The following is a 26,916-nucleotide window of genomic DNA, read 5'->3' as shown; positions in this document are numbered from 1 at the left end:
CATGAGGGGATAGATCAAGCGCGTCAATAGCGGCTGAGCGCGAGGTCGGCGGTTTCAATCTCTGGTTTGCGACCGCTGATCACGTCGCTCAACATCCGTGCCGAGCCGCAGCTCATGGTCCAGCCCAGCGTTCCGTGGCCGGAGTTGATGTAGAGATTGGTAAGTCTGGTCGCACCAATCACCGGTGTGCCATCGGGCGTCATCGGGCGCAGGCCAGACCAGAAATTGGCCTTGGAAAGATCGCCACCTGGAAACAGATCGGTGACAGAATGTTCCAGCGTGCGGCGGCGGGCCTGCCCCAGATCATTGGTGTAGCCGGAAATCTCGGCCATGCCACCCACCCGGATGCGATCGCCCAGACGGGTAATGGCGATTTTGTAGGTCTCGTCCATCACCGTCGATTCGGGCGATTTGGACGGGTCTACAATCGGAATCGTCAGAGAATAGCCTTTGACCGGATAGACGGGCAGTTTAATGCCAAGCGGCTTGAGCACAATCGGTGAATAGCTGCCCAGAGCGACCACATAGGCATCGGACTTGACCACGCCCTTGTCGGTGGTAACGCCGGTGATTTTCGAGCCGTCGGATTGAATGGCAAGGATGGTGCGGCCATAGTCAAACACCACGCCGAGCGCTGCGGCTTTTTCCGCCAGGCTATTGGTGAATTTGAAACAATCGCCGGTTTCATCCTTGGGTGTCAAAAGGCCGCCGACAATTTTGTCACGGGCTGCGGCCAGCGCAGGCTCCATGCGGATGCAGCCTTCCTTATCCAGCACTTCATAAGGAATGCCGTCGGCAGCAAGCGCCTTTACATCTTTGGCAGAGGCATCAAGCTGGGCTTGGGTGCGAAACAATTGCAGTGTTCCCTGCATACGCTCATCATAAGCAATGCCGGTTTCAGAGCGCAGATCAGCAAGCGCAATACGGCTGTAATCGGCCAGTCGCAACATGCGGCTCTTGTTGATGGCATAGCGGCCGGATGTGCAGTTGGAGAGCATTTTCAACATCCAGCCCAACATGGCGGCGTCAATTTTGGGGCGCAAAATCAGAGGCGCATGTTCCATGAACAGCCATTTCAGCGCCTTTTGCGGAATGCCGGGTGCTGCCCATGGGGAGCAATAGCCAAACGAGACTTCGCCCGCATTGGCAAAGCTGGTTTCAAGCGCCGGGCCGGGCTGGCGGTCGATCACCGTCACCGCATGGCCGGATTTCGCCAGATAGTAAGCTGTGGTGACGCCGATAACGCCAGCGCCAAGAACTGTGATTTTCATGATAATCCCCGATTTATGCTTTGCGTGGCGCGGTTAAATGTATTGGCGATCATAGCGGTGCCGAAGGCTTGTCAGGATTTCCCATGAGATCGTGCCGGCGGCGTTTGCCACTTCTTCAAGCGTTTGATGCGGCCCAATCACCTCGACCAGACTGCCAAGAGTCAAGGTGCCCTCTGGCAGGGCGGAGATGTCGATGGTCATGCTGTCCATCGAAACGCGCCCGACAATCGGCAGTCGTTTATCGCCAAAATAAGCAGCACCCTTGTCGCTCAAGCTGCGCGGCAAGCCATCGGCATAGCCTGCGGCAATCGTCGCAAGCCGCATGTCTTGCGCGGCAATATAGGTTCCACCATAGCCTATGCGCGTACCGGCAGAAACGCTGCGGGTCTGAACAACGCGCACGGAAAGGCTGACAACCGGCTTGATCGCATCGCCCGACCTGTCGGATGGCACACCGCCATAAAGCGCAATGCCGGGGCGCACGAGATCGCCATGAAAGCGTGTATCCAAGAAAATGCCACCGGAATTGCCAAAGCACAGCGGGATGCCGGGAAATTGCGCAAGGATGTCTCGCATCACGGCGCATTGGCTCTCGTTTTGCGGGTTTTCGCTCTCATCGGCGCTGGCAAGATGGCTCATGAGATATAGAACATCCAGATCGGACAGCAGGGCCGGATTCTGCGCCAGAACATCCCGTTCTTGCGGCGACAATCCAATGCGTGACATGCCTGTGTCGAATTGCAAAATCGCAGGCAGGGTTTTTCCCAGCGATTGTGCGGTATGTTGCCAATTGGCAATTTGCTCCAGTGAGTTGAGCACCGGAACAAATCCATGGGCGGCGGCAAAATTTTCGCCCCCCGGCAACAATCCGTTTAAGATGAAAATGCTGGCTTCTTGCGCAAGGTAAGGCTTCAGTTTTGCGGCTTCTTGCAAATGGGCCACAAAAAATTTACGGCATCCGGCCGCAAACAAGGCTGGCGCAACATGCGCGACGCCAAGGCCGTAAGCATCCGCCTTGACCACCGCGGAAGCTTCCGCAGGATGAACGCGTTTCGCCAATGTGGAATAGTTGTCTACCAATGCCTTAAGGTCCATGACAAGCCGTCCAGAAAGGGCGTCCGCACAGATGTTTTCACCAATCGACATATCCATCGACATTCCCCGTTTTTTAAAAAGACTAGGGGAATTCAGAAGCAATGTTCGCGCAATTTATGCATCAACATTGCCATTTTGATGGATGGGCGCAATAATCGACCACAAACAGGAGATTTATTGCGTGGGTGGAATCGACGCCATAGACCGCAACATCATGCGGCAGTTGCAGTTGGATGCGCGGGTGAGCAACACCCGGCTTGCGGCCATTGTTGGCCTGTCACCATCGGCCTGTTTGCGGCGGATCGCGGCGCTGGAAAAAGAGGGCTATATTCGCGGCTATACGGCGATACTTGGCCAATCGGACGAGAAAGACGGCATCGCCGTCATCATCAATATTACGCTGGAGCGGCAAACCGAAGAGCATCTCAACAAGTTCGAGGCGGCGATCCGCAAATTCCCGGAAATTCAGGAGTGCTTCCTGATGACTGGCGGCTCGGATTATCTGCTCAAGCTGGAGGTGGAGAACGCCCATGCGTTTGAGCGCATCCATAAGGAAATTCTCGCCAAATTGCCGGGCGTTGCGCGCATCCATTCCAGCTTTTCCATCCGCAATGTCTTGAAGACACGGCAAAGAAAAGGCGGTTAAGCGCGATGACGCGATCAAACAGATGGCAGCATCAACCGCCATCTGTTGAGTAAGGTTTTAATGTTTGCGGCTTATCCTACATAAGCGGCGATCACGGCGGCAATTTGATCCGGGTTCAGAGCACCCATCTGCGTTGCCATCAAGGTGCCCAACTGCTCGCTTGACAGGTTGGCGATGTCACTGGTTGACAGGCCAGCAATGCCAGTCGAGTTAAACGAGGCAATATCTTCGGTCGAGAATGTTGCCAGCTCTTCCTTCGTCAGGGCTGCCACCTGTGCAGAGGTCAGGGCTGCCACCTGGCCTGAGGTCAACGCCTGGGCCTGGTCTGTGGTCAAAGAGGCGATGACGCGCGTGCTCAAACCAGAAATTGCGTTGGTGCTCAACAAGGCGATCTGGCTTGTCGACAAAAGGGCGATATCATCGGTCCCCAGTGCCGCGGCCTGAATGCCATTGAGGGTTCCAAGCTGGGCCGTTGACAGTGCTGCAAACTGCGCAGTGGACAGCGCGGCCACCTGATTATAGGTCAGATTGCCAATCTGATAGGTGGTAAGAGCGGCGATTTCTGTGGTGGTCAGAGAAGCGATGACGGCCGTGGACAAGCCCTTGATCGACGACGAACTGATCAGCTTGAGTTCATCAACTGTGAAGGTATCCATGTCTTCGACTGACATGCCTGCCAGGCCATCGGCGCTCAAGGCGGCAATTTGGGCGGTTGAGAAGGCGTCAACCTGGGCGGGCGTCAGGGCGGCAATTTGATTGCTGGTCAGACCCTTGACGTTTTCCGGGCTAAGTGATGCCAGTGCAGCCGTGGAGAGGGCTGCAACGAAGGCTGTCGGAAGGCCGGAGATACCCTTTGAGCTCAGCGCTGCAAGGTCTTCGGTGGAGAATGCCTGAAGATCTTCGGCGGTAAGACCACCCACGGCGTCGGAGCTGAGAGCCGCAAGTTGCGCGCTGGACATGGCCGCGATCTGTGCCAGCTTCAGGGCTGCCACCTGGCTGCTTGTCAATCCCGAAATCCCGCTTGTGCTCATCGCTGCGATTTGTGCGGTTGACAGGGCGGCAAGCACGTCTGTCTTGAGCGTTGTGACCTGTCTGGAAACCAGTCCTTTGACCTGATCTGTGGTCAGAGCTTGCAGTTGGTCGGCACTCAGCGCGTTCAGCTGGGTTGAAGACAGGCCCGAAATCGCCTTCGAGCTTAAGGCTGCGATCTGGTCTGTGGTAAACGCGGCCAAAGCGGATGTTGATAGTCCGACGCTGGCTTCCAGATTGATGGCTGCGATATCGGCCGTTGAAAAGGCTGCGAGGTCCGAAGAATCCAGCACCGCAATCTGTTTCGAGTTCAGGGCCGCAATCTGTGCCGTGGTCAGAGCCTCGATCTGATCCGAAGCCATTGCATTGATCTGATCGGTGGACAGGCCGGGGATACCGGCAGCGCCGAGTGCTGCGATCTGTGCGGTTGTCAGTGCTGCAATGGTGCTTGTCGACAATCCGGCAATGGCGGAGGAGTTGATTGCCGCGAGGTCGGCGGCCGAGAATGCGGCGAGATCGTCGGTGCCGAATGTGGCAATCTGGGCCGATTCAAGCATTGCAATCTGGTTGGAGGTCAATGCTGCGGCCTGATAGACGCTCAGCGTTGCAATTTGAGCCGTAGAGAGACCTTTCACGCTGGTCGGGTTCAGAGCTGCAATCTGATTGGTTGACAGAGCGACGATATCGTCTGTGCCCAGCACCGATAGCTGCTTCGATGTCAAAGCCGCAATCTGTTGGGTGGTCAGAACGGCCACGTCGTCTGTGGACAAGGCATTGATTTGATCCGTCGAGAGTGCCGCAATGCTGCCTGTTTGCAAGGCTGCAATTTGCTCAGTGGTAAAGGCGGCAATGATGGCTGTTGACAGGCCAGCAATGGCGCTTGAACTGATGGCGGCAATATCTGCGGTCGAAAATGCGCCGAGATCGTCAGCACTCAGCATGGCGATTTGGCTAGAAGAGAGAACGGCGACTTGCGTTGGCGTCAGCGCTTGTACCTGAGCGGTGTTCAAAACGGCAATGTCATCGGTGGTGAGGCCAATCACACCGGCGGTGCTCAGAGCAGCAATCTGCTTTGTCGAGAGAATTGCGATGTCATCGGTGCCAAGCACGGCGACCTGCTTGGAGGTCAGGGCGTTAATCTGGTTGGTTTGCAGAGCGCCCACTTGGGCGATGCTCAACGCGCCAATCTGGTTGGTGGTCAGTGCGGCAACCGCAGCTGTGTTGAGCGCTGAAATCTGTTCCGTCGACAGGCTGGCAATGACGGCTGTCGTCAGACCGGTGATGGCGCTCGCATTGATCGCCGCCAGATCGGACGTTGTGAAGGCCGTCATATCCATCGTGTCAAGTGCTGCAAGCTGGTTAGACGTGAGAGCACTGATCTGCTGGGTGGAGAGTGCGCCGATCTGGGCTGTGGTCAAAATACCAACCTGCGCCGTAGACAGGCCGATAATGCCAGCCGTGCTGACGGCTCCGATCTGGTCTTCGCTCAAAACGGCGATATCCGCTGTATCGAGCGCCGCGATCTGTGCGGAGCTGAGAGCTGCCATTTGGCTTGTCGAGAGCGCGCTCACCTGCGTGGCTTGCAATGCGGTGATCTGCTTGGTGGAGAAGCCAGCAATTCCGTTTGTTGTCAATGCTTTGACCTGATCCTGCGACAGCGATGCAATCACGTCCGTTGAAAGTCCAACGACGGCCACAGGATTAAGGGCGGCAATGTCACGGGTCGAGAGAGCGGCAACATTGGCGGTTGTCAGCACAGCCAATTGCTTTGATGTCAGTGCATTGATCTGGTTGGTTACCAGAGCGGCAATCTGTGTCGAGGTGAGAGCTGCAATTTGTGCGGTCGACAGGCTGCTTACGCTGTCTGTCGTCAACATGGAGATCTGAACGGGTGTGAGCGCTGCGATCAACCCTGTCGACAAGCCTGCAATCGTGCTTGGTGTCAGGGCTGCGATGTCTGCTGTGGTAAATGTTGCCAAATGTTCTGTGCGCAGCACCGAGATCTGGCTGGAGCTCAACGCGGCCACCTGGCTTGCGGTCAGTGCCTCCATCTGGGTGGTGGTGAACATGGCGAGATCTGCGGTCGTCAGCCCCGCAATGCCATCAAAGCTGATGGCGGCAATCTGTGCTGTTGTCAGCGCAGCGATCTTGTCTGCGGAGAGGGCTTCGATTTGGTTGGAGGCGAGCGCCCCCACCTGACTTGTCGACAATCCGGCAATCTGGCTCAAGCTGAGAGCTGCAATTTGTCTGGTTGAAAGGGCACCAACGCTGCTGGCACTGAGGGCAGCAATCTGGTCACTCGTGAACGCGGCAAGGACACCCGTTGCCAGACCTGATACGCCATCGGCGCTCAGCGCGGCAATGCTGGTGGTGGACAAGGCCATCAGATCATTGGTCTCAAGCACGGCAATCTGGCGCGATGTCAAAGCCGCAATCTGTGCCGCGGTAAACGCTGCCAATTGGGCTGTGCTCAGCGTATTGATTTGGCTGGTGGACATGGCCGAAATGCCGCCGGCATTCAGAGCGGCTATCTGCGTTGCCGAGAAGGCGGCAAGATCGCCGGTTTCCAGCGCGTTGATCTGCATGGATGTCAACGCCGCCACCTGGCTGGTGGCAAGAGCTGCAACCTGATTTGAGGTAAGCGCTGAAACCTGCTTGGTTGTCATGCCACTGATGGCCGCTGTCGTGAGCGAGGTAATCTGATCGTTGGACAGGCTGGCGAGAGCGCTGGTGTCGATGGCCGATACCGCGCTTGCGCTGAGTGCTGCGATGTTGGCGGTTGTAAAGGCGGCCAAATCACCTGAATCAAGCACTGCTGTCTGCCGTGAGGTGAGAGCTGCCGCCTGCGAGGTGGTCAATGCTGCAAATTGTTGTGCGTTCAAGGCGGCAATCTGCGCGGTCGACAGGCCTGCAATGCTGTCAGTGCTCAATGCCTGGATCTGGCTGTTTGAAAGTGCTGCAACATTGGCCGTGCGCAAAGCGGTGAGCTGATCAGAGCTCAAGGCGGCAATCTGTTTGGCGGTCAAAGCGCTTGTCTGTGCGGCGCTCAGGGCATCCAGCTGCTTTGTGCTCAAGCCGCTGATGCCGGATGTGCTGAGAGCGGCAATCTGGCTGGTCGAGAGCGCTGCAATCACATCAGTCGAGATTTGTCCAATCATCGACCCGCCAATGGCCGCGATGTCCTTGGTCGACAAGCCAGCGATACTGCTCGTATCAAGGGCGGCCAGTTGGGCCGCTGTCAACGCGCTGACCTGTTTGGTGGACAGTGCCGCCAATTGCACGGCGCTCAATGCATTGATCTGCTTTGTGCTCAATTGGGCAATGCTGTCACTGCTCAAGGCTGCAACCTGAGCGGTTGTAAGTGCTGCAATAAGACTTGCTGTCAGACCCGCAATAGCATCTGTGGTAATGGCCGCGATATCTGCGGTCGAGAATTGCTGCAAGTCGCCTGTGGTCAGCGCGGCAATCTGGGCGGAGGTAAGTGCGGCCACCTGAATAGGTGCCAATGCCTTGGCTTGCGCTGTGCTCAAAACATTGATGTGCGTGCTCGACAAGCCTGAGACGCCATTTGTGCTCAAAGCCGCAATCTGGTCGGTCGATAAGGCGGCCACATCGTTGGTGCCAAGTATGGACACCTGCGCCGACGTCAGGGCGGCAATCTGCTTTGTGGACAGGGCGGCAAACTGGTTGGTGCTGAGGCTGTCAATCTGCCTGGTGGTCAGCATATTAACCGCAGATGTGCTGAGAGCGGCAATCTGGGTGGAGGTGAGGGCGGCAAGAACGTCTGTCGACAGGCCCACAATTGCCGCTGCATTCAGGGCCGCCAGATCGCTGGTGGAGAACTGTGCAATATCGGCGGCGTCAAGAGCCCCAACCTGCGCCGAGTTCAGGGTGGCGATCTGTTGCGTTGTCAACGCATTCATCTGGTTGGCGCTGAAGGCGTTGATTTGATTGGTTGACAGTCCGGCTATGGCGCTGGTGCTGAGTTTTGCCACCTGCGTGGTGGACAAAGCCGCAATATTGTCTGTCGTCAGGGCGGCAATCTGTGTTGAACTCAGGGTCGCAATTTGTGCGGTGTCGAGAGCGCCGATCTGGCTGTTGCTCAGGGTCGAAACCTGATCGCTGCTCAATCCGCTGATACCGTTCAGGCTCAGGGCCTTGATTTGTGCGGTGGTCAGAGCCGCGACACTATAGGTGCTCAGGGCTGCAACCTGAGTGGATGTCAGAGATGCAATCTGCGCCGTGGTCAAATTGCTGATCTGCATCGTGCTGAGAGCGTTCATCTGATCGCTCGTCAAACGCGACACGGTCAATGTGCTCAGGGCACTCAACTGGCTTGTGCTGAGTGTGTTGAGCTGATCGCTCGACAGTCCCGCAACCGCATTGGCTCCCAGCGCCGTCAGTTGTTTGGTCGTCAAGGTTGCGATGCTGCCCGTGGTCAGGGCGGCGACCTGATCAGATTTGAGTGTGGCAATCTGTTTGGTCGTCAGCACATTGATCTGGTCGGTGCTTAGAACCCGGACCTGATCAGAGGTCAATCCCCAAATGCCGGAAGTGCTCATGGCGGCCAATTGTGCCGTCGATAGGGCCGCGATGTCGTCGTTTGTCAGTGCCGGCACCTGAACCCAGGAGAGCGCAGCAACCTGAAGCGTGCTCAAAGCCTTGATCTGACTGGTCGTGATGGCCTGGATCTGATCTGTCGTCAACCATGCAACACTCAGCGTGGTGAGCGCCGAAATCTGCTCGGAAGACAGGCTTGTGAGAACACCCGTCGACAATCCTGGAATGGAACCCGCATAGATGGCAGCAATGTCAGCGGTCGAGAATGTTGCCAGATCGTCTGCGTTAAAAGCAGCGAGCTGCGTACTGGTCAGGTAGGTGATCTGCTTTGTGGTAAAGGCGTTGATCTGCGCGGTGGACATGGCATCGATCTGGTCTGTGGTGAGACCGGATACGCTCGACACATACAGCGCGCCAATCTGTGCGCTTGATAGAGCCGCGATTGCGCTGGTTTTAAATCCAACAATGGCCGCCGGGCCAATCATGGCGATGCTTTTGGTTGAAAAATTCGCAATGTCGTCAGGCTCGAACGCTGACAACTGGCTGGAACTGAACACGCCAACCTGATTTGGTGTAAACGCGCTGATTTGTGCTGAGGACAAGGCATCAATCTGAACAGAGTTCAAACCTGAAATGCCACTGGCGCTTAATGAGGCGATTTGAGCTGTGCTCAGAGCTGCAATGTCGTCTGACGTCAAGGCGGAGACGTCTACGGAATCCAGCCAGGCGATTTGCCGGGTGGACAAACTGGCGATTTGATCAGGTGACAAGGCATCAAACTGATCGGTTGACATATTGCTCAGGGTCGAGGCATCCACGGCCGCTATTTGGGCGGTGGTCAAAGATGCAACCGCGTCCAGTGTCAGGCCCTGAATGGCACTGTATTGGATGGCGGCCATATCTGCGGTGGAAAAGCGCGCAATATCATCCGTGCCAAGCACAGCGAAATGCTGCGAAGTGAGAACGGCAATCTGCGTTGGGCTCAGTGCTTCCACCTGCGCTGGTGACAATGCCGCAAACTGCTCTGTCGTCAGGCGAAAGACCGAGTAACTGCTCAAGGCTGCCACCTGATCGGTTGTCAGGTTTGCGATAACCTCCTTTGAAAGGCCGGTAATCGAGTTGAAGTTAATGGCGGCGATGTTGGCGGTCGAGAGTTTCGCGACGGCATCTGAACTGAGGGCCGAAAGCTGTGCGGAATTCAACGCGGAAATCTGGGCGGAGGACAGGGCCTCGACCTGAGCCGTTGAAAGGATTGCAATCTGATCGGTCGTGAGCTGTTGCATTGCATAGTAGCTGAAGGCAGCCACTTGCGCCGTTGACAATTGGGCGACATCATCGATGCCCAATGTATAAACCTGAGAGGCATTGAGTGCGGCAATCTGATCGGTTTTGAATGCCGCGATCTGGCCGGTGCTGAAAGCGTCAATTTGCGTTGTTGTCAGAAGCGCGACAGCAACAGTGTTAAAAGCGGCGACTTGTGCGGTGGTCAGTTGTGCAATCACATCTGTTGCCAGGCCCCAGATTGCGCTGTTGGCAATTGCTGCCATATCAGCGGTTGAGAAGGTTGCAATATCATCTGCGTCCATTGCCGCAAGCTGGGAGGAGCTGAGAGCGCCAACCTGAGGAGAGGTAAGCGCCGCAACCTGACTGGTGGACAGAGCCGCGATTTGCTGTGTGGTGAGGCGAGCGATAGCGCCTGTGCTCATGGCGGCAATCTGACTTGTCGACAGGGCTGAAACGTTGCTGGCGTTTATAGCCCCGGACTGCATCGCGCTGAGCGCTGCAATTTGTGCGGTTGAAAAGGTTGAAATCTGCGTCGCGTTGAGACTGGCGATTTGCGTGCTGGTCAGGTTGGCAATTGCATCGGTTGAAAATGACGCGATTTGCGCGCTCGAAAGCGCTGCGACAGCGTCTGTCGACAATCCCCGTACGGAGTAGGGCGAGATCGCCGCAATCTCGGCTGTCGTAAAGGTTTGCAGATCGTCTGCACCGAGCGCTGACATCTGGGCTGCGTTGAGGACAGAAATTTGAAGGGAAGACAGCGCCTGGACCTGGCTGGTGCTCAAGGCACTGATCTGGTTGGTGCTCAAGCGGCTGACGGCGTCGGCAGTCAGGGCAGCCATCTGCGCGGTTGACAGAGCAGCAAGTGTGGATGTCGACATGCCCGATATGGCTTGGCCTGAAATGGCAGCAATGTCGCTGGTGCTGAATGTTGCAATGCCGCCTGCGTTCAATGCAGTCATTTGCACAGAGCTGAACATGGAGATCTGCGCCGATGTCAGCGCGCTCACCTGCGCCGTGCTCAAGGCCTGAATCTGGTTGCTGGTCATGCTGGAGACAGCATTCACGTCCAGAACCGCAATTTGATCGGTTGAAAGGGATGCGATGGTTGTCGTCGCCAAACCGGGCATACCGTTTCGGCTGATGGCAGCGATACCGGCGGTCGACATCGCCGCGACGTCATCCGTTCCCAGAGCGGCCAATTGCGTGGAGCCAAGGGAGGCAATCTGGCTCGGGGTCAGCGCTCCGATCTGAAGCGTTGTGAAGATATTGATTTGATCGGCGGTCAATCCGCTAACCGACCGTGAATCCAATGCCGAAACCTGATTGGTGCTCAGGACGCTGACCTGCGCTGTGGTCAATGTCGAGATTTGCGACCAAGTCAACACAGACATCTGCGCGGCTGTAAGAGCTGAAACCTGCTGTGTGCTCAGGGCATTGATTTGACTGCTGCTCAAATAGGCAACCGCGCTGGTGCTCAGGGCCGCAATCTGGTCGGTTGTCAGGGCGGCAATTGCCGCTGTTGAAAGGCCAGAGATGGCACGATTGGTGATGGCGGCAATGTCATCCGTCGAGAAGGTGGCGATATCGTCACTGCCGAGCGCTGCAAGCTGTGCCGCGCTTAACACCTGCACCTGGCTGTTGGTCAGGGCCTGTGCCTGAACCGTGCTGAACGTCGCCATGATATCGACCGACAAGGCGGACATGCCCCATGTGCTGAAGGCGGCAATCTGGCCGCTCGACAGCGCGGCAATGTCATCTGTGCCAAAAGCGCCGATTTGCACAGGTGTGAGAGCGGAGATCTGCGCAGTGGTCAAAGCCGCAATCTGGCCGGTGCTGAGATGATTGACCTGGGTCGAAGACAGGCTCGAGATGGTTGATGGGTCAAGAGCGGCGACCTGTGCCGTTGACAAAGCGGCCAGCTGCGCGGTTGTCAGGTTGGAAACAGCACGAATGCTCAAAGCCGCCATCTGGGCTGTGGAAAGGGAGGCAATGACCGCAGTGGAGAGGCCCTGAATACCAGAACTGCTGATGGCTGCCATGTCGTCGGTTGAAAATGTCGCAAGATCCGCAGCACTCAGCGCCGCCATCTGCACAGAACTCAGTGCACTGACCTGCGTCGAATTCAGTGCTTCGGCTTGATCGGTTGAAAAAGCGCCAAGTTGCGTGGTGGTGAGCGAACTGATCTGCCCCACTGTGAGGCTGCCGACATCCTGTTTATCCAAAACCGCAATTTGCGAAAGCGTCAGCCCGACAATGGCGTTGCGCGAAATGGCGCTGATTTGATCTGTGCTCAGAACATTGACATCTTCATCGTCCAGAGCAGCAATCTGCTCAGAGGACAGTGCATTGACCTGCTGGGTCGAGAGCGATTTTGCATCCTCGGTTGTCCAGGCCTTCACTTCCGCAGTCGAAAGGGACTTGATCTGGCTAATGCTCAGGGAAGGTACTATCGATGTCATGCGTCAAAACCCCAAGTATTCTCGCGATACAAAAACCAACTTAAACTGCACGGACATGAGACGAACGAAATCGTTATGGATGCAATAAAAGTTCTGGATTTGCCTTTCTTGTGCGGCACGCGCATTTGCTCCCAAAGGGCAACGCACTTCCACGCAAGACGGTTTTCCAGCCAGCGGTTTGATTATGGGGTCTCTGGCTTGTCCGAACCTTAAGTTGACAAGTTCGCGGCGGGCGAGGAAAAGGAGGCTGCAATCATGACAACGCCTTGTACAAAAGCTCAATGATGCTCACGCATCGTCGCCTTCAAGATATTTCAAATCTCTCAATTGCATCAGAGGCTTGAGACATTCGAAAGAGGCATGCCCAGAGCTATTTTCAATGACAATTGGTACTACACCCCTCCTGCATAATTCCTTCAATCCCGATCGATCGAAGGAATTATGCAGGAGCTGTGCAAGGCGCTGGTGAGCGAAAAGATTGCAGATGTTGATGCAACCATGTGGAGAAGAATCTCTCCTAAGCAAAAAGAATGTGTGGTTATTCGGTGCCTATATTTTCAGGCTTGCGTCTCGAATATTTCGTCATGGGTGGCGACAAACATCCGCCCGTCTGTGTCAATCCAGCCGCGAAACATGCCTGCGGTGTTGTAAGGAGCGGTGATGGAACCATCGGCACCAACAGCCACAAGGCCAGCTCCAATGTCGTGGGGGGCGAGATCGGTAAAGACAACGTGCTGGCAAGCACCGGTCAGAGTCTCACCCAGATAGCGCATTCGACTGGCGATTTCATGGCCCACCGCATGGCGGATGAAAAACTCGCCTTTGCCGGTGCCTGATATGGCGACCACGCCGTCACGGGCATAGGTTCCGGCACCAATAATGGCAGAATCGCCAATGCGGCCGGCGGGCTTGTTGTTAAAGCCGCCGGTGGAGGTGGCGGCGGCCAGATGGCCCTGCGCATCAAGTGCCACCGCGCCAACGGTGCCATGCTTTTCAGCCTCGCTGGCTTTTGCGTCCGTGCCTGCTTTGGCGTGTTCTTTGAGAGACGCCAGCGCTTTTAAGCGCCGTTCGGTGGTGAAATAGGCCTGTTTCACCATGGGAAGACCTGCTTTTTTCGCGAAAGCATCGGCAGCTGCACCACCCAGCATCACGGTTTCGCCGCTGTGCATCAGGGCGCGGGCGGCGGTGATAGGGTTGCGGATCGCGCGTGTCATCGCCACCGCTCCTGCCTCTCCGGTGCTGCCATCCATAATCGAGGCGTCCAGTTCATGCGCGCCATCGGTGTTGAGGGCCGCACCATGGCCCGCGTTGAAATGCTCGGAATTTTCCATGACCACCACAGCGGCTTCCACGGCATCGAGTGCTGATCCCCCTTGCGTGAGCAAGGCCCAACCGGCCTTTAACGCCCGCGTGAGGTCGGCGCGGGCGGCCTCCCACTCGCCTTCCGGCATATCGGCCTTGTTCATCACGCCGCACCCGCCGTGAATGGCCAAGGCAATCGGATTTTGCTGAGCGTTTTTCATAGATGCCTCAAATGAGTTTGGATGTTATCGCAGCATTGTCGACATGGCCGAGAGAGAGTTGATCATGCGCACGGCATGTTCAACCTTTGGCGCTTCAAACGAAATGCGGTTGCCGCCAATGCGGGAAAGCGTTGGCCATTGGCAAAACAGATCGGCAAGTCTGGTGGATTGGGTTTCGATCTCTACCGTAATGGGACCATTTAAGGCAAAAACGGGCGTTTGGTGGGCTGCGCCAACGGCGATCCGCACGCCTTCGCGAATGGCTTGGCACGATTGCTCCGGCGACAGACTGACGCCGCAGATCGCACCGCCCGCTTTTTTGGTTTCGACAAAGGTGGTCTTGGGAAAGAGATCTTTGTTTTCGTCAATAAATACATCATCGCCGCTGGCCATGATCACCGGCACACCATATTCGCCAGCCAGTGCGCCATAAATGCCCGCTTCCCCCAGTTCCTGACCGTTGAGGAAGATGCGCGAAAAGGCGAAGCTGTTGATGGTATGGGCCAATATGCCATAGCCCTGGCCGCGCGAATGATGACCAATCAGGCAAACGCCATCGACACCGAGATCAACGCCGGACATCATGCTGAGATAGCGCGGCTTGCCCTGAATGGCGCGTGCGCGCGGATCAAGCCGATCCGGCGGCATATTGCGAAACGAGCCGTGGGAATCATTGACGAACACCTCGGTTGCACCTGCGTCAAACGCTCCGGCAATGGCGGCATTGGCTTCATCGGTCATCAAAAGGCGGGCGCGCTCATATTCACCATTGCCAGCGCGCACCTGCTCTGTGTGGTAGACGCCAGCGACACCTTCAATGTCGACAGACAGAAGAATTTTCATGGATTTCTCCGAGATGTAAAAAGAACGAACGGCAATTATTTTCGGTCGATTTTCGGATCAATCGCATCGCGAAGACCATCGCCCAAAAGGTTAAAGGCCAAAACCGTGACAAAAATCGCAAGGCTTGGAAACAGTGCCACATGCGGTGCATTGACCATATCGGCGCGAGCATCATTGAGCATGGCACCCCACTCTGGCGTTGGCGGCTGTGCGCCGAGGCCCAGAAAGGAAAGGCTGGCGGCGGTGATGATCGAGGTGCCAAGGCGCATGGTGAAATAGACAACGATGGAGGAAAAGGCACCGGGCAGAATGTGGCGAAACAGAATGATGAAATCGGAAGCCCCCACACTTCGTGCGGCCTCGATATAGGTCATGTTCTTGAGCACCAGCGTGCTGCCACGCACCAAACGCGCGAAAGCCGGAACCGAAAACACGGCAACGGCGGCCACAACATTGACCATGGAACTGCCAAGAATGGCAACGATGCCCAAGGCCAGCAGAATGCCGGGAAAGGCAAACAGAACATCGCAAATGCGCATGACAATGCGATCCCACCAGCCTTCATAATAGCCAGCCAGAAGCCCAAAGATGGTGCCGATCAGCCCGCCCAGAGTGACAGAGAGAATGCCGGTGGCCAGCGAGATGCGCGCACCCATCAGGATGCGGCTGAAAATATCGCGGCCCAATGGGTCAACACCAAACCAATGGGTCAGCGAGGGGCCTGCGTTGATCATGTCATAGTCAAAGAAATTCTCGGCATCAAAAGGCACGATATAGGGGGCTGCAATGGCCAGCACCATCAACAGCGCAATGAAGGCCAGGGCGGCAAGAGCGACCGGCTGACGCTTGAACTTGCGCCAGAATTCGCTCCACGGTGTGCAGACGGCGCGATTTGCCTCGGGGATGATGGCAATGGGGGCAGATTGGATGTCGCTCATGGCCTGCTCATTTATAACGGATTGTCGGATTGATGACGCCGTAGAGCAGGTCCACGACAAGATTGATCAAGATGAATTCGAGCGAGAACATCAAGACCAGGGCCTGAATGACAGGATAATCGCGCTGGGTCACGGCATCGACCAGCAGGCGGCCAACACCCGGCCAGTTGAACACCGCTTCCACAACGATGGAGCCGCCCAGCAAAAAGCCAAATTGCAGACCCATCATGGTGACAATCGGGATCAGGGCATTGCGCAGGCAATGTTTGGCAATCACCACTTTTTCATTCAGTCCCTTGGCGCGGGCGGTGCGTACAAAATCTTCCTGAATGACATCAACGAAGGCCGCACGGGTGAAGCGGGCCATCACGGCTGCAACACCGGCACCCAGGGTCAGCGATGGCAGGATATAGTGCTTCCAGCTATCGGCTCCCACCGTGGGCAACCATCCCAGCCAGACAGAGAAAATCTGCATGAGCAACATGCCCAAAGCAAAGGCCGGAAAAGAAATGCCGGAGACGGCAAGCGTCATGCCGAGGCGGTCTGGCCATTGATTGCGAAAAACAGCCGAGAGAATGCCGATGCCCATGCCAAAGGTGACGGACCAGAGCATGCTGGTCAGGGTGAGCAGCATGGTGGGCATGAACCGCTCGCCAATTTCAACCGAGACAGGCCGATGCGTGCGCATGGAAACGCCCAGATCACCATGCACCATGCGGGTAAAATAGCTCACGAATTGCTCGGGCAGGGGCTTGTCGAGGCCCAGTTCGCTGCGCACCAGCGCAACCGTCTGCTCATCGGCATCCTGACCTGCGGCAAGGCGTGCCGGATCGCCCGGCAGCATATGCACGAACAGGAAAACCAGCACGGCAACGATGAGAAGTGTTGGCAGGAGGCCAAACACGCGCTTCAGAAAATAATTGAACATGGCAACAGCCGCAATAAGCCTTCAGGGTGGTGATGAGGTGTCCCGCCGCAGGACGCGCCGGGACAGATGTGCAAGAGAGGGCTTCGCCTCTCTCAAGGGCGATTACTGGCTGACCGCAATCTCAGACGTGTCGATATTACCATCTGGCATGACATAGACGCCGCTCAAGCGCTTGGCGGATGCCGAGACGTTCTTCTCGACCACCAGCGGTGCCCAAGGCAGATCCTTCATGATCTGCTCTTGTGCTTCGGCATAGAGCGTCTTTTTCTCATCGTCCTTGGTGCTCTTCATGGCCTTGGCAATCAGATCATCCACGGTCTTGTTGCTGTAATAGGCGGTGTTGTTCAGCTTTGGCGGCCATGCCTCGGTGGCAAGCAGCGGGCGCAAGGCCCAGTCGGCTTCACCGGTCGAGGAAGACCAGCCCGCATAATACATGCGCACTTTCGCGGTCTTTGGATCGGGTGCCGTCTGCACCCACTCGGTGCGCTGACCGGGCTCCAGCGCCTGCAGCTTCAGCTTGATACCAACCTGTTGCAACTGTTGCTGGACAAACTGGATGCTCTTTTGCGCGGTCGTGGTGGTGTAGGCGCTCCACAGGGTGGATTCGAAACCGTTGGGATATCCGGCTTCTTTGAGCAATTCGCGCGCTTTGGCTGGATCATAGGGCCATGTTGGCAATTTATGGGCATAGAGCACGCCCTCTGGCACGATGCCTTCGGCAGGCTTGGCAAAGCCGCTGAACGCCACCTTGGCCAGCGCTTCCTTGTTGATCGCATAGTTGATGGCCTGACGCACACGCAGATCATCAAAAGGCTTTTGCAGCATGTTGAAGCTCAAATAACGCTCGATGATCGATGGAGACACCGTGACATTGAGCTTGTCGTTCTTCTCAAGCGTTGCAACCTGCTCATAAGGCATAGGATAGGCAAAATCAGCTTCGCCGGTTTGCAGCATGGCTGCACGGGTGTTGTTATCCGTCACTGGCTTCCAGGTGATGTCATCCACCTTTGGGAAGCCCTTGCGCCAGTAACCATCGAATTTCTTGACCTTGACGAAATCGGTCTGCTTCCATTCGACAAATTCAAACGGGCCGGTGCCGACGGGATGGAAGGCGATTTCCTTGTTACCCCATTTGGTCAGGGCAGCAGGCGAGATCATCGCAGCAGATGCGTGAGCCAGCGAATTGATGAAGGGGCCAAACGGCTGTTTCAGCGTGATACGCACCTCAGATGGCGAAACAACTTCGACCTTGTCGATCTGGTTAAACTGGTTGAAGCGTGCCAGCTTGTTTTCAGGGTTGCGAACGCGATCAAAATTGACCTTCACGGCCTCTGCATTGAAATCGGTGCCGTCTTGAAATTTCACGCCTTCACGCAGCTTGATGTCATAGACCAGACCATCATCAGACACGCTATAGCCGGTTGCCAGCACGGGCTGCACCTTCAAATCCTTATCGAAGCCAAACAGGCCCTCATAGAAAGACTTGGTCACAGCCGTGGTCAGCGTGGTGTTGGTGTTGTAGGGGTCGAGCGTTTCAGCCTGTCCACCCAGAGCCAGAACCACATGGCTGGCCGCAAACGTCTGGCCTGCGCCCAATGATAGAAATCCTGCAAGCGCTGTGGCAAGAGCGAGCCTGGAAGAGAACCTGTGCGTCATCAATATCTCCTGTTCTGGTGGGTCTGGATTGGTAAGCGTAGAATTACATTTTGAACACGCCAACGGCGTGCCTTGCTACGAAATGGCCGGGTGACACTTCCTGCAGCGCTTCCACAACCGGCTCATCGCCTTTTTTGCGAACCGGGCTTGGCAGGTCTTCCACGGCAAATTCACGTTTCAGATGACGGCGGGCCGGATCGGCGATCGGCACGGCAGCCATCAGCTTTTTGGTGTAGGGATGCTGCGGGTTTTCAAAGATGGCGCGGCGCGGGCCAATTTCGACAATCTGGCCCAGATACATCACAGCCACACGGTGGCTGACGCGCTCGACCACGGCCATGTCATGGCTGATGAACAGATAGGAAATGCCAAGGTCGCGCTGCAATTCCAGCAAAAGATTGACAATCTGCGCCTGGATGGACACGTCCAGCGCCGAGACCGATTCATCGGCCACCACCACTTTGGGATTGAGAGCGAGAGCGCGGGCTATGGCGACGCGCTGGCGCTGACCGCCTGAAAATTCATGCGGATAGCGCTCGGCATGGGCGGCCGTGAGGCCCACCCGTTCCAAAAGCCACGCCACTCGCTTGCGTGCTTCCTCACCCTTGGCAATGCCGTGGATCAAAAGCGGCTCCATAATGGAAAAGCCAACCGTGAGGCGTGGATCAAGCGAGGCGAAAGGGTCTTGAAACACCAGCTGAATATTGCGGCGAAGACCGCGCAATTCGGTTGCGGGCAATTCGAGCACATTGCGGCCATCAAATTCGACATTGCCGCTCTGGCTATCGACCAGACGCAACAAGGACCGGCCGGTGGTGGATTTGCCACAGCCCGATTCTCCCACAAGCGCCAATGTCTCGCCGGGATAGAGATCAAAACTGACCTTTTCGACGGCATGCACATAGCGATCAATCCGATTGAGAAAGCCACGGCGGACCGGAAAACGGGTGACGAGATCACGCACTTTCAAAATCGGCGGCAGATCAAAGCGCGCTGGTGGTTGGTCTGCGGTCACAGTTGTTGTGTCTGCGCCAACCAGATCAAAGGCGCGCGGCCCCTCGGTGCCTTCCATGGCCCCAAGGCGCGGAACTGCGGCCAGAAGTGCTTTGGTATAAGGGTGGCTTGGCTGTTCAAACACGTCATAGGATGCGCCGTGCTCGACCTTTTCGCCCTGACACATCACCAGAACCCGATCAGCAATTTCGGCCACCACGCCCATGTCATGGGTAATGAACAACACACCCATGTTCATATCGTCTTGCAACTGGCGGATCATTTGCAAAATTTGCGCCTGCACCGTCACATCGAGGGCGGTTGTTGGCTCATCGGCAATCAGCAGCGAGGGGCGGCACGCGAGCGCCATGGCAATCATCACCCTTTGGCGCATGCCGCCCGAAAGTTGATGGGGGAAGCGGCCAAACACATGGTTTGCTTCCGGAATACGCACCAGATCCAGCATGCGCAGGGCTTCGGCCTTGGCGCTCGCATCGCTCATGTTCTGATGCAGGCGAAGGGATTCTGCAATCTGTTCGCCTGCGGTAAACACCGGGTTCAGCGAGGTCATCGGCTCTTGAAAAATCATGGCAATATCGGCACCGCGGATGTTGCGCATGGTCGGCGCATTTGCCGTTGCCAGATCCAGCACCGGGCCTTTTGCCGGGCGAAACAGCATCGAGCCGCTGTCAATGCGCCCGCCACCATGTTCGATCAGGCGCATTAAAGCCAAGGAGGTCACCGATTTACCGGAACCGGATTCACCAACAATGGCCAGGGTTTCGCCACGGCCGACATCAAAACTCACATTGCGCACGGCGCGAACCCGCCCCTCGGATGTGGCGAAGGACACCGTCAGATCATCGACAGCCAAGACCTGATTGTCCAGCAGTGAAGGCGCGGCTTGAAGCAAAGAAGCAGGAGAGGTCATGGGCGATATGCTCGGTCAGAAATTGGCAGAGAAAAGATCAGCTGAGATCGGCGTCATCATCTGGGATGTCATCGATCAATGCAGGCTTGGCAGAGGCTCGAAAGGCGTTTGAATGCCCTCCATGCAGATAGGGAAGCACGGTATCGGCAAGCTCTGTTGCCGCTTGCATGGACCGGCCTGATGCGTGGGCGACGGCCGCCGTCAACGCCTCAATCAGCGCCAGCGCACTCGCCTCGCAATTGGCAAAATAGGCGCTTTCCACATGGGCAAACAGCGTCATGGTGGCGTGAGAAACCAGCGGTGAGCTGGCATTGTCGGTGAGGGCCAGCACCTGCGCGCCCGCATCAGCCATGCGCTTTGACAGGGTGATCGTGTCGGCCATATAGCGCGGAAAGGCGATGGCCACGACCAGATCACCGGGCTTAATGCCACGCAGCGACCGGGCCGAGAAAGAGGCTCCTTCAATATTGGCCAAAAGCCGCACATCATCGGAAAAAAGATCGAGCCGCCGCAGCAGCAGGCCGCCATGCCATGCGCTGCTGCCAAGCCCGATAATATAGATGCGCCGCGCGGACAAAATGGCATCAACCGCCTGCGCCAGAATATCAAGGTCCAGTGCCTGGCGGGTGCGTTCCACATTGCGCGCCATGGTGGCCAGCGTGTCAGCAAACACGTCGGCGGGGACTACGGATTGCTGCGGCTTTGCGCGCAGCTTTTCCACCGGTGCCAAGGCCGATTCATAGCCGAGCACCAGATCGGCGCGAAATTGGGCATAGCCCGAAAAGCCAAGCGCGCGGGCAAACCGATTGACCGTCGGGACAGAGACCCCAACAATCTCGGCAAGATCTTCAGCTGGCATGGCGGCAACCCGCAAAGGGTAATCCAGCACATAATCTGCGATCTGCCGATGGGCAGGCGACAATGTGGCGTGGATTATCCTCTGGGAAATCGACATGCGGTCTTGCGGTGAGGTCATGAACACGTCTTGGACTGAGGGGGTGAGGATTGATCTAAAAATATCATAATGAAACCAGTATAGATATTTTTAGATCAATCAAGGAAAATATGCGCTCTTTCTGTGCATCCTGGAGGGTTGCGAGTTTTTTGTGCGATGCGGCGGAAAATGCTGCGGCCAGTGCTGCAAAAAGATTAAAAATAACGCATGTTGCAGTGCAGCACATATAATACTACTAATGCCCTTTACACGATTTTGAAATCTGCTTATGAATAGTGAAGATGCCATTGGAGGTGGTGTCTTTTTTGGGAGGGTTTCAATGAATATGATCTGCAAACTCGCGCTTGGCGTGAGCATGATGGCGCTTACCTGCTCGACAGCAATGGCGGCCAGTCTGACGGTTGGTTTTTCGCAAATCGGCTCAGAATCCGGTTGGCGCGCAGCCGAAACATCGGTCACCAAAATGGAGGCTGAAAAGCGCGGCATCACCTTGAAGTTTGCCGATGCGCAGCAAAAGCAGGAAAACCAGATCAAGGCCATCCGTGGCTTTATCGCGCAAGGTGTTGATGCGATTTTGGTGGCACCAGTTGTTGCGACCGGCTGGGAATCCGTGCTGAACGAAGCCAAGGAAGCGAAAATTCCGGTTATTCTTCTCGACCGCGGTATTGATGCGCCACAGGATCTTTATCTGACATCGGTTGCATCCGATCAGGTCAAGGAAGGCCGTGTTGCAGGTGACTGGCTGGTCAAGACTGTTGGGGATAAGGCCTGCAAAGTGGTCGAGCTACAGGGCACGGTTGGCTCAACGCCTGCCATTAACCGCAAGAAGGGCTTTGAAGAAGCCATTGCCAAGCACCCCAACATTACCATTGTGCGCAGCCAGACAGGTGATTTCACCCGCGCCAAGGGTAAGGAAGTGATGGAAGGCTTCTTGAAGGCCGAAAATGGCGGCAAAGACATTTGCGCCATGTATGCCCACAACGACGATATGGCCGTGGGCGGCATTCAGGCCATCAAGGATGCCGGCTTGAAGCCGGGCAAAGACATCAAGGTGGTCTCCATCGATGGCGTGCCGGATATTTTCTCGGCCATGGCGGCAGGCGAAGCCAATGCCACGGTAGAGCTGACGCCTAACATGGCGGGTCCAGCCTTTGATGCGCTTGCTGCCTATCTGAAGGACGGCAAAAAGCCTGAGAAATTCATCATCACCGAGTCCAAGCTCTACACCCCTGCGGATGATCCAAAGGGCGAATATGAGCGCCGCAAGGGTCTTGGCTACTAAGCGTTGTTAAAGGAACCGCGTTGGCTTTTGCGCCAGCGCGGTTCCTTTTTTTCGATAATGCTTCCTGAAGATGCCTGAAGATGATTGAGTGGCGAGATGACGCAAAGTGAAACTGCCGTGCTTGCGGCAAAGGGCATCACCAAGACCTTCGGAAGTCAGGTGGCGCTGAACAATGTCGATATCCAGTTTCAACGGGGCGAGGTTCATGCCCTGCTGGGTGAAAATGGCGCTGGTAAATCCACGCTGATCAAGATTCTCACCGGGGCCTATTCGCCCGATGGTGGTTTGGTGTTGGTCAATGGCGAGGCCATGAGCTTTTCAACACCGCAGCAGGCGCAAAGTGCCGGTATTGGCACGGTCTATCAGGAAGTCAATCTTCTGCCCAATATGACGGTGGCCGACAATCTGTTCATTGGCCGCCAGCCGCGCCGGTTTGGATTGGTGGATACGCGCAGCATGGAGCGTCAGGCGCGCACCATTCTTGCCGGTTATGGTCTTGATATTGACGTGCGGGCCGAGCTTTCGACATTTTCCGTAGCCGTTCAACAAATCATCGCCATTGCACGCGCGGTGGAGCTGTCGGGCAAAGTGCTTATTCTGGACGAGCCAACCGCCAGCCTTGATCGCTCTGAAGTGCTGAAGCTGTTTGAAATTGTGCGCAGCCTCAAGGCCAGAGGCTTGGCGATTGTTTTTATCACCCATTTTCTCGATCAGGTTTTTGAATTGTGTGACCGGGTGACTGTGCTGCGCAATGGCTGCCTTGTTGGCAGTGAAGTCATCAATGGTCTCGATCGTACCAAGGTGGTGCGCATGATGCTGGGCAAGGATGTCTCCTTGCACTTCGATGCTGTGGCTGGTGTTGAGGCCGAGGCTGGCGAAAGCATGATGCAGTTTGAGCATTACGGACTGGATGGCAAAGTCGCGCCCTTTGCGCTGAACATCCGCAAAGGCGAAGTGATTGGCGTGGCCGGTCTGCTTGGCTCCGGGCGCACGGAAATGGCGCGGCTGATGTTTGGCATCGATGTTGCCAGCACCGGCGAATTGAAAGTGGATGGCAAGGCCTTGCGGGTGCGCTCTCCGCGCGATGCCATTGATCTCGGTTTCGGCTTTTGCCCTGAAGACCGACGTGCCGACGGTATTTTCGGTGATCTTTCGGTGCGCGAGAACATTATTATTGCCATGCAAGGTAAGCTTGGCTGGTTTCGCGCTCTGAGCCGCGACGAGCAGATGGAAATCGCCGGACAGTTTATCGAAGCGCTGGACATTCGCACAGCGTCTGCTGAATTGCCGATCAAACTGCTCTCGGGCGGCAACCAGCAAAAGGTTATTCTGGCGCGCTGGCTGGCAACGGATCCACGCTTTCTCATTCTGGACGAGCCGACACGCGGCATTGATGTGGGAGCGCATGCTGAAATTGTCCGCATGATCAGCCGATTGCGCGAAGATGGCTTAGCACTGATTGTTATTTCCTCGGAGCTGGATGAGGTGGTTGGCTATTCATCGCGCATTGTGGTGATGAGGGATCGCAAAATGGTGGCCGAGCTTCACGGGGCCGACATTACACCCGACGTCATTGTGCAAACCATTGCTGCCCAGCCAGACGGGGCCACCCAGCCAGAAGGGGCTGTTGCATGAAAATCTCATCACTTTCCGTTTTCATGAAGCCGCAATTTGCAGCATTGGCGACCGTGCTTTTGCTCAATTGGCTCGTGTTTCCGGGCTTTTTTGACATTGCCTGGCGTGACGGCCGCCTGTTTGGCAGCCTGGTTGACGTGTTAAATCGCGGAGCACCCGTGGCCATTCTGGCCATTGGCATGACAGCCATTATTGCCACCCGTGGCATTGATTTGTCCGTGGGTGCGGTGATGGCCGTGGCCGGTGCCGTTGCCGCCACCTGTGCGGTGGCTGGTCAGCCATTGGTGGTCACGCTTTTGGCGTCCTTGTCGGTTGGGGTGTTGTGTGGGTTGTGGAATGGCGCTTTGGTGGCCTATCTCGGTATCCAGCCGTTTGTGGCAACGCTGGTGTTGATGGTGGCGGGCAGGGGCCTTGCGCAATTGATCACCTCTGGCTCAATTGTTACCTTCACCGATCCTGCCCTTGTTTTTGTCGGCACAGGCTCGGTATTGGGCTTGCCTATGCCGGTGGTGATTGCCTTTGTGTTGATGCTGGCAACCCATATTTTCATGCGCCGCAGCGCTGTTGGCCTGTTTATTGAGGCCATTGGCACCAATCTTTCCGCCGCCAATTATACAGGCTTGCGCAGTCGCACCCTGATTGTCGCCGTTTATGCTTTTGGCGGCCTGTGTGCGGGCATTGCCGGAACCATTGCTGCGGCAGACATTCGCGGTGCCGATGCCAACAACGCGGGTTTGTGGTTGGAGCTGGACGCCATTCTGGCCGTGGTGATTGGCGGAACCTCGCTGCTGGGCGGGCGCTTTTCCATCCCCATGTCTGTGCTGGGGGCGGTGATTATTCAAGCCATGAACACCGGCATTCTCGTCTCGGGTCTGCCGCCAGAGTTCAACCTGATCGTCAAGGCCATGGTGATCATCGTCATTCTTGTGCTGCAATCTGATCGCGTGGCCACGCTGATAGGCTTTTGGGCCCAGCGTAAAATGCCTGTCGCACCTCAAAAAATTCAGACTTCGGAAAAAATTCAGACTTCGGAGAAGGCAGGATGAACCCGCGCTATCGGCCTTTGGCAGCCACCACTCTTATTTTCATTGTCGCCTATACGCTGTGTGTCATGCGCTATCCGGCGATGTTTTCAACCCGGGTGTTTGGCAACTTCCTCACCGATAATGCGTTTTTGGGCATTGCGGCGGTGGGGGCAACCTTTGTCATTCTCTCCGGCGGTATTGATCTTTCCATCGGTGCCGTGATTGGCCTCACCGGCGTGGTTGCGGCCATGCTGATCAACAAGGGCATTGATCCACTGATCGTGTTTTCTCTGGTGCTGGTGATGGCCGCCTGCTTTGGCGCAATCATGGGAGCGGTGATTTATTTTCTGAAAGTGCCGTCTTTCATTGTCACGCTCGCGGGCATGTTTTTGGCGCGTGGCATTGCCTCGGTGCTGACACAAGACTCCCTGCCGATCAACAGTCCATTCTACGAGACCATTTCCTCCATGTATATTCACCTGCCCGGCGGTGGTCGCCTGAGCGCGATCGGGCTTTTGATGCTGGCTGTGTTCGTTGTCTGCGGCTTCATTGCCCACCGCACGCGCTTTGGCTCTTACATCTACGCTCTGGGGGGCAATCCAACATCTGCGGCTTTGATGGGGGTTCCCACCGGGCCGGTCACGGTGGGTATCTATGCGCTGTCCGCCATGCTTTCCGGCTTGGCAGGCATTGTCTATTCGCTCTATACATCGGCGGGCTATCCTCTTGCAGCCGTTGGCATCGAGCTTGACGCCATCGCGGCCGTGGTGATAGGCGGCACGCTGCTCACCGGCGGTTACGGGTTTATTTTTGGAACCCTGATCGGCGTGATGTTACAGGGGCTGGTGCAGACCTATATCGTGTTCGACGGAACACTTTCGAGCTGGTGGACAAAAATTGCAATCGGTGCCCTGTTGTTCATGTTCATCCTGCTGCAAAAGCTGGTCTTTCACGCGGGCGGACGCTCGCGGCAGAAAAAGGCTGCGGTATGATTGAGCCGGGGAGCCTTCTGCGCTCCCTGTCCGGACGGGTCACAGCGCGCAATTTTCATTCTCATGTCATCAATGAGCTGGGTGCCGGTGTCATCTCTGGCCGGTTTCCGGTTGGCTCCATCCTGCCCAATGATGCTGCCTTGATGGATGAATTTGCCGTTTCGCGCACGGTGCTGCGCGAAGCGCTGAAAACACTGGAGGCTAAAGGGCTGGTTGAAGCCCGACCCAAAGTGGGCACAAAAGTTGTCAAGCAAAGCCGATGGAGCCTCTATGATGCGCAAGTGCTGGCATGGTGTCTTGAAGCCGGGCCAGACGAAGAATTTCTTCGCGGGCTGCACAATGTGCGCCATGCATTGGAACCCCAGGCGGCGAGTGATGCGGCGACCCATCATTCCGGCGATCAGATTCGCTTGATGCATTACTGGCTGCGCCAGATGGAGCTTGCGCTCAACGAGCCCCAGAGCTTTTGTCTGGCGGATTTCGAATTGCATCGCATTATTGCGGAAGCGGCGCGCAATCCGTTTATCCGCGCCTTGCAAGGTGTGATTGAGCTATCCCATGCTTTGGCGTATCGCACCATTGTGCATGAGCAACAGGTGGTGGACCTGACGCCTGTCTTCCAGAAACACTATCAATTGGTGGGCGCAATTGAACGGGGTCTCGCGCTTGAGGCGGGCCTGGCCATGACCGCAACGATTGAGCATGACGTCCAAATGGCGATTGATTTTCCCCGCAGTCCTTAAATCTTGGCTTAATAGGGCTCAGAAGCGTGCTCAGCGACCACAGTTCAAGTTGGCAAAATTTGATACCACTTGAATTTCCGCCGAAGACGGGCCATTAAAGCCCGATATGCGGGTGGCTCCGTTGGAAT

Annotated in this window: 16 protein-coding genes; 6 read left to right on the top strand and 10 right to left on the bottom strand. The window is 56.2% G+C overall.

From position 1 onward, the window contains the following. Nucleotides 1–23 precede the first annotated feature (23 nt). The gene (locus tag E6C51_RS18155; RefSeq protein ID WP_190237038.1) at nucleotides 24–1,271 is read right to left on the bottom strand and encodes a D-amino acid dehydrogenase; all 1,248 of its coding nucleotides are present in this window, start codon (nucleotides 1,269–1,271) and stop codon (nucleotides 24–26) included. A 33-nt stretch (nucleotides 1,272–1,304) separates the two neighbouring features. After that, the gene (gene alr, locus E6C51_RS18150; RefSeq protein ID WP_190237037.1) at nucleotides 1,305–2,423 is read right to left on the bottom strand and encodes an alanine racemase; all 1,119 of its coding nucleotides are present in this window, start codon (nucleotides 2,421–2,423) and stop codon (nucleotides 1,305–1,307) included. Between the two features lie 124 nt (nucleotides 2,424–2,547). Between alr and E6C51_RS18145 the strand changes: the two genes are divergently transcribed. Next, nucleotides 2,548–3,012, top strand: coding sequence for an Lrp/AsnC family transcriptional regulator (locus E6C51_RS18145; protein WP_186827837.1), 465 nt, complete (start codon nucleotides 2,548–2,550; stop codon nucleotides 3,010–3,012). A 71-nt stretch (nucleotides 3,013–3,083) separates the two neighbouring features. Here the strand turns inward: E6C51_RS18145 and E6C51_RS18140 are convergent, their stop codons facing one another. The 8 genes from E6C51_RS18140 to E6C51_RS18105 form a co-directional block, all read right to left on the bottom strand. Continuing rightward, entirely contained in the window at nucleotides 3,084–12,344 is a 9,261-nt protein-coding gene (locus tag E6C51_RS18140) for a beta strand repeat-containing protein (RefSeq protein ID WP_190237036.1), read from the bottom strand. 557 nt (nucleotides 12,345–12,901) lie between these two features. Continuing rightward, nucleotides 12,902–13,867, bottom strand: a complete 966-nt coding sequence (locus E6C51_RS18135; protein ID WP_190237035.1) for an isoaspartyl peptidase/L-asparaginase family protein — start codon at nucleotides 13,865–13,867, stop codon at nucleotides 12,902–12,904. Between the two features lie 24 nt (nucleotides 13,868–13,891). Next, entirely contained in the window at nucleotides 13,892–14,710 is an 819-nt protein-coding gene (locus tag E6C51_RS18130; protein WP_190237034.1) for a M55 family metallopeptidase, read from the bottom strand. Nucleotides 14,711–14,745: 35 nt separating this feature from the next. Beyond that, nucleotides 14,746–15,648, bottom strand: coding sequence for a glutathione ABC transporter permease GsiD (gsiD, locus tag E6C51_RS18125; protein ID WP_190237033.1), 903 nt, complete (start codon nucleotides 15,646–15,648; stop codon nucleotides 14,746–14,748). A 7-nt stretch (nucleotides 15,649–15,655) separates the two neighbouring features. Then, entirely contained in the window at nucleotides 15,656–16,576 is a 921-nt protein-coding gene (gsiC, locus tag E6C51_RS18120; RefSeq protein WP_190237032.1) for a glutathione ABC transporter permease GsiC, read from the bottom strand. Between the two features lie 102 nt (nucleotides 16,577–16,678). Continuing rightward, nucleotides 16,679–18,232, bottom strand: coding sequence for a glutathione ABC transporter substrate-binding protein GsiB (gene gsiB / locus E6C51_RS18115; RefSeq protein WP_146937469.1), 1,554 nt, complete (start codon nucleotides 18,230–18,232; stop codon nucleotides 16,679–16,681). 43 nt (nucleotides 18,233–18,275) lie between these two features. Then, complete coding sequence (locus tag E6C51_RS18110; protein WP_190237031.1) at nucleotides 18,276–20,156, bottom strand: dipeptide ABC transporter ATP-binding protein; 1,881 nt, start codon at nucleotides 20,154–20,156, stop codon at nucleotides 18,276–18,278. A 37-nt stretch (nucleotides 20,157–20,193) separates the two neighbouring features. After that, nucleotides 20,194–21,132 (bottom strand): MurR/RpiR family transcriptional regulator, encoded by a 939-nt coding sequence (locus E6C51_RS18105; RefSeq protein ID WP_190237030.1) that lies wholly within the window; start codon nucleotides 21,130–21,132, stop codon nucleotides 20,194–20,196. Between the two features lie 304 nt (nucleotides 21,133–21,436). Here E6C51_RS18105 and ytfQ point away from each other — a divergent pair, with 304 nt between their 5' ends. From ytfQ to E6C51_RS18080, 5 genes are all read left to right on the top strand, one after another. Further along, nucleotides 21,437–22,393, top strand: coding sequence for a galactofuranose ABC transporter, galactofuranose-binding protein YtfQ (gene ytfQ, locus E6C51_RS18100; RefSeq protein WP_186827839.1), 957 nt, complete (start codon nucleotides 21,437–21,439; stop codon nucleotides 22,391–22,393). A gap of 96 nt (nucleotides 22,394–22,489) precedes the next feature. Then, complete coding sequence (locus E6C51_RS18095; protein WP_190237029.1) at nucleotides 22,490–24,028, top strand: sugar ABC transporter ATP-binding protein; 1,539 nt, start codon at nucleotides 22,490–22,492, stop codon at nucleotides 24,026–24,028. Continuing rightward, the gene (locus tag E6C51_RS18090) at nucleotides 24,025–25,074 is read left to right on the top strand and encodes an ABC transporter permease (RefSeq protein ID WP_190237028.1); all 1,050 of its coding nucleotides are present in this window, start codon (nucleotides 24,025–24,027) and stop codon (nucleotides 25,072–25,074) included. The genes E6C51_RS18095 and E6C51_RS18090 overlap by 4 nt, the downstream gene beginning before the upstream one ends. Then, nucleotides 25,071–26,045, top strand: a complete 975-nt coding sequence (yjfF, locus tag E6C51_RS18085; protein ID WP_190237027.1) for a galactofuranose ABC transporter, permease protein YjfF — start codon at nucleotides 25,071–25,073, stop codon at nucleotides 26,043–26,045. Before E6C51_RS18090 ends, yjfF begins: the two co-directional genes overlap by 4 nt. Then, nucleotides 26,042–26,788, top strand: coding sequence for a FadR/GntR family transcriptional regulator (locus E6C51_RS18080; protein WP_190237026.1), 747 nt, complete (start codon nucleotides 26,042–26,044; stop codon nucleotides 26,786–26,788). Before yjfF ends, E6C51_RS18080 begins: the two co-directional genes overlap by 4 nt. The last annotated feature ends 128 nt before the right edge of the window (nucleotides 26,789–26,916 follow it).

The sequence above is a fragment of the Gillisella terrae genome (assembly GCF_004801395.1).
In the GTDB taxonomy this organism is placed as follows: domain Bacteria; phylum Pseudomonadota; class Alphaproteobacteria; order Rhizobiales; family Rhizobiaceae; genus Allorhizobium; species Allorhizobium terrae.
Note: the sequence above shows the minus strand (reverse complement) of the source record. Positions and strands in the feature narration are given on the sequence as shown.

Bases quoted from the DNA above. Each gene is read 5' to 3' on its own strand.
- gsiD (WP_190237033.1), bottom strand. From the start codon at position 15,648: ATGAGCGACATCCAATCTGCCCCCATTGCCATCATCCCCGAGGCAAAT.
- E6C51_RS18080 (WP_190237026.1), top strand. From the start codon at position 26,042: ATGATTGAGCCGGGGAGCCTTCTGCGCTCCCTGTCCGGACGGGTCACA.
- ytfQ (WP_186827839.1), top strand. From the start codon at position 21,437: ATGATCTGCAAACTCGCGCTTGGCGTGAGCATGATGGCGCTTACCTGC.
- E6C51_RS18090 (WP_190237028.1), top strand. From the start codon at position 24,025: ATGAAAATCTCATCACTTTCCGTTTTCATGAAGCCGCAATTTGCAGCA.
- gsiC (WP_190237032.1), bottom strand. From the start codon at position 16,576: ATGTTCAATTATTTTCTGAAGCGCGTGTTTGGCCTCCTGCCAACACTT.
- gsiB (WP_146937469.1), bottom strand. From the start codon at position 18,232: ATGACGCACAGGTTCTCTTCCAGGCTCGCTCTTGCCACAGCGCTTGCA.
- E6C51_RS18095 (WP_190237029.1), top strand. From the start codon at position 22,490: ATGACGCAAAGTGAAACTGCCGTGCTTGCGGCAAAGGGCATCACCAAG.
- E6C51_RS18155 (WP_190237038.1), bottom strand. From the start codon at position 1,271: ATGAAAATCACAGTTCTTGGCGCTGGCGTTATCGGCGTCACCACAGCT.
- E6C51_RS18135 (WP_190237035.1), bottom strand. From the start codon at position 13,867: ATGAAAAACGCTCAGCAAAATCCGATTGCCTTGGCCATTCACGGCGGG.
- E6C51_RS18130 (WP_190237034.1), bottom strand. From the start codon at position 14,710: ATGAAAATTCTTCTGTCTGTCGACATTGAAGGTGTCGCTGGCGTCTAC.
- alr (WP_190237037.1), bottom strand. From the start codon at position 2,423: ATGGATATGTCGATTGGTGAAAACATCTGTGCGGACGCCCTTTCTGGA.
- E6C51_RS18140 (WP_190237036.1), bottom strand. From the start codon at position 12,344: ATGACATCGATAGTACCTTCCCTGAGCATTAGCCAGATCAAGTCCCTT.
- E6C51_RS18110 (WP_190237031.1), bottom strand. From the start codon at position 20,156: ATGACCTCTCCTGCTTCTTTGCTTCAAGCCGCGCCTTCACTGCTGGAC.
- E6C51_RS18105 (WP_190237030.1), bottom strand. From the start codon at position 21,132: ATGACCTCACCGCAAGACCGCATGTCGATTTCCCAGAGGATAATCCAC.
- yjfF (WP_190237027.1), top strand. From the start codon at position 25,071: ATGAACCCGCGCTATCGGCCTTTGGCAGCCACCACTCTTATTTTCATT.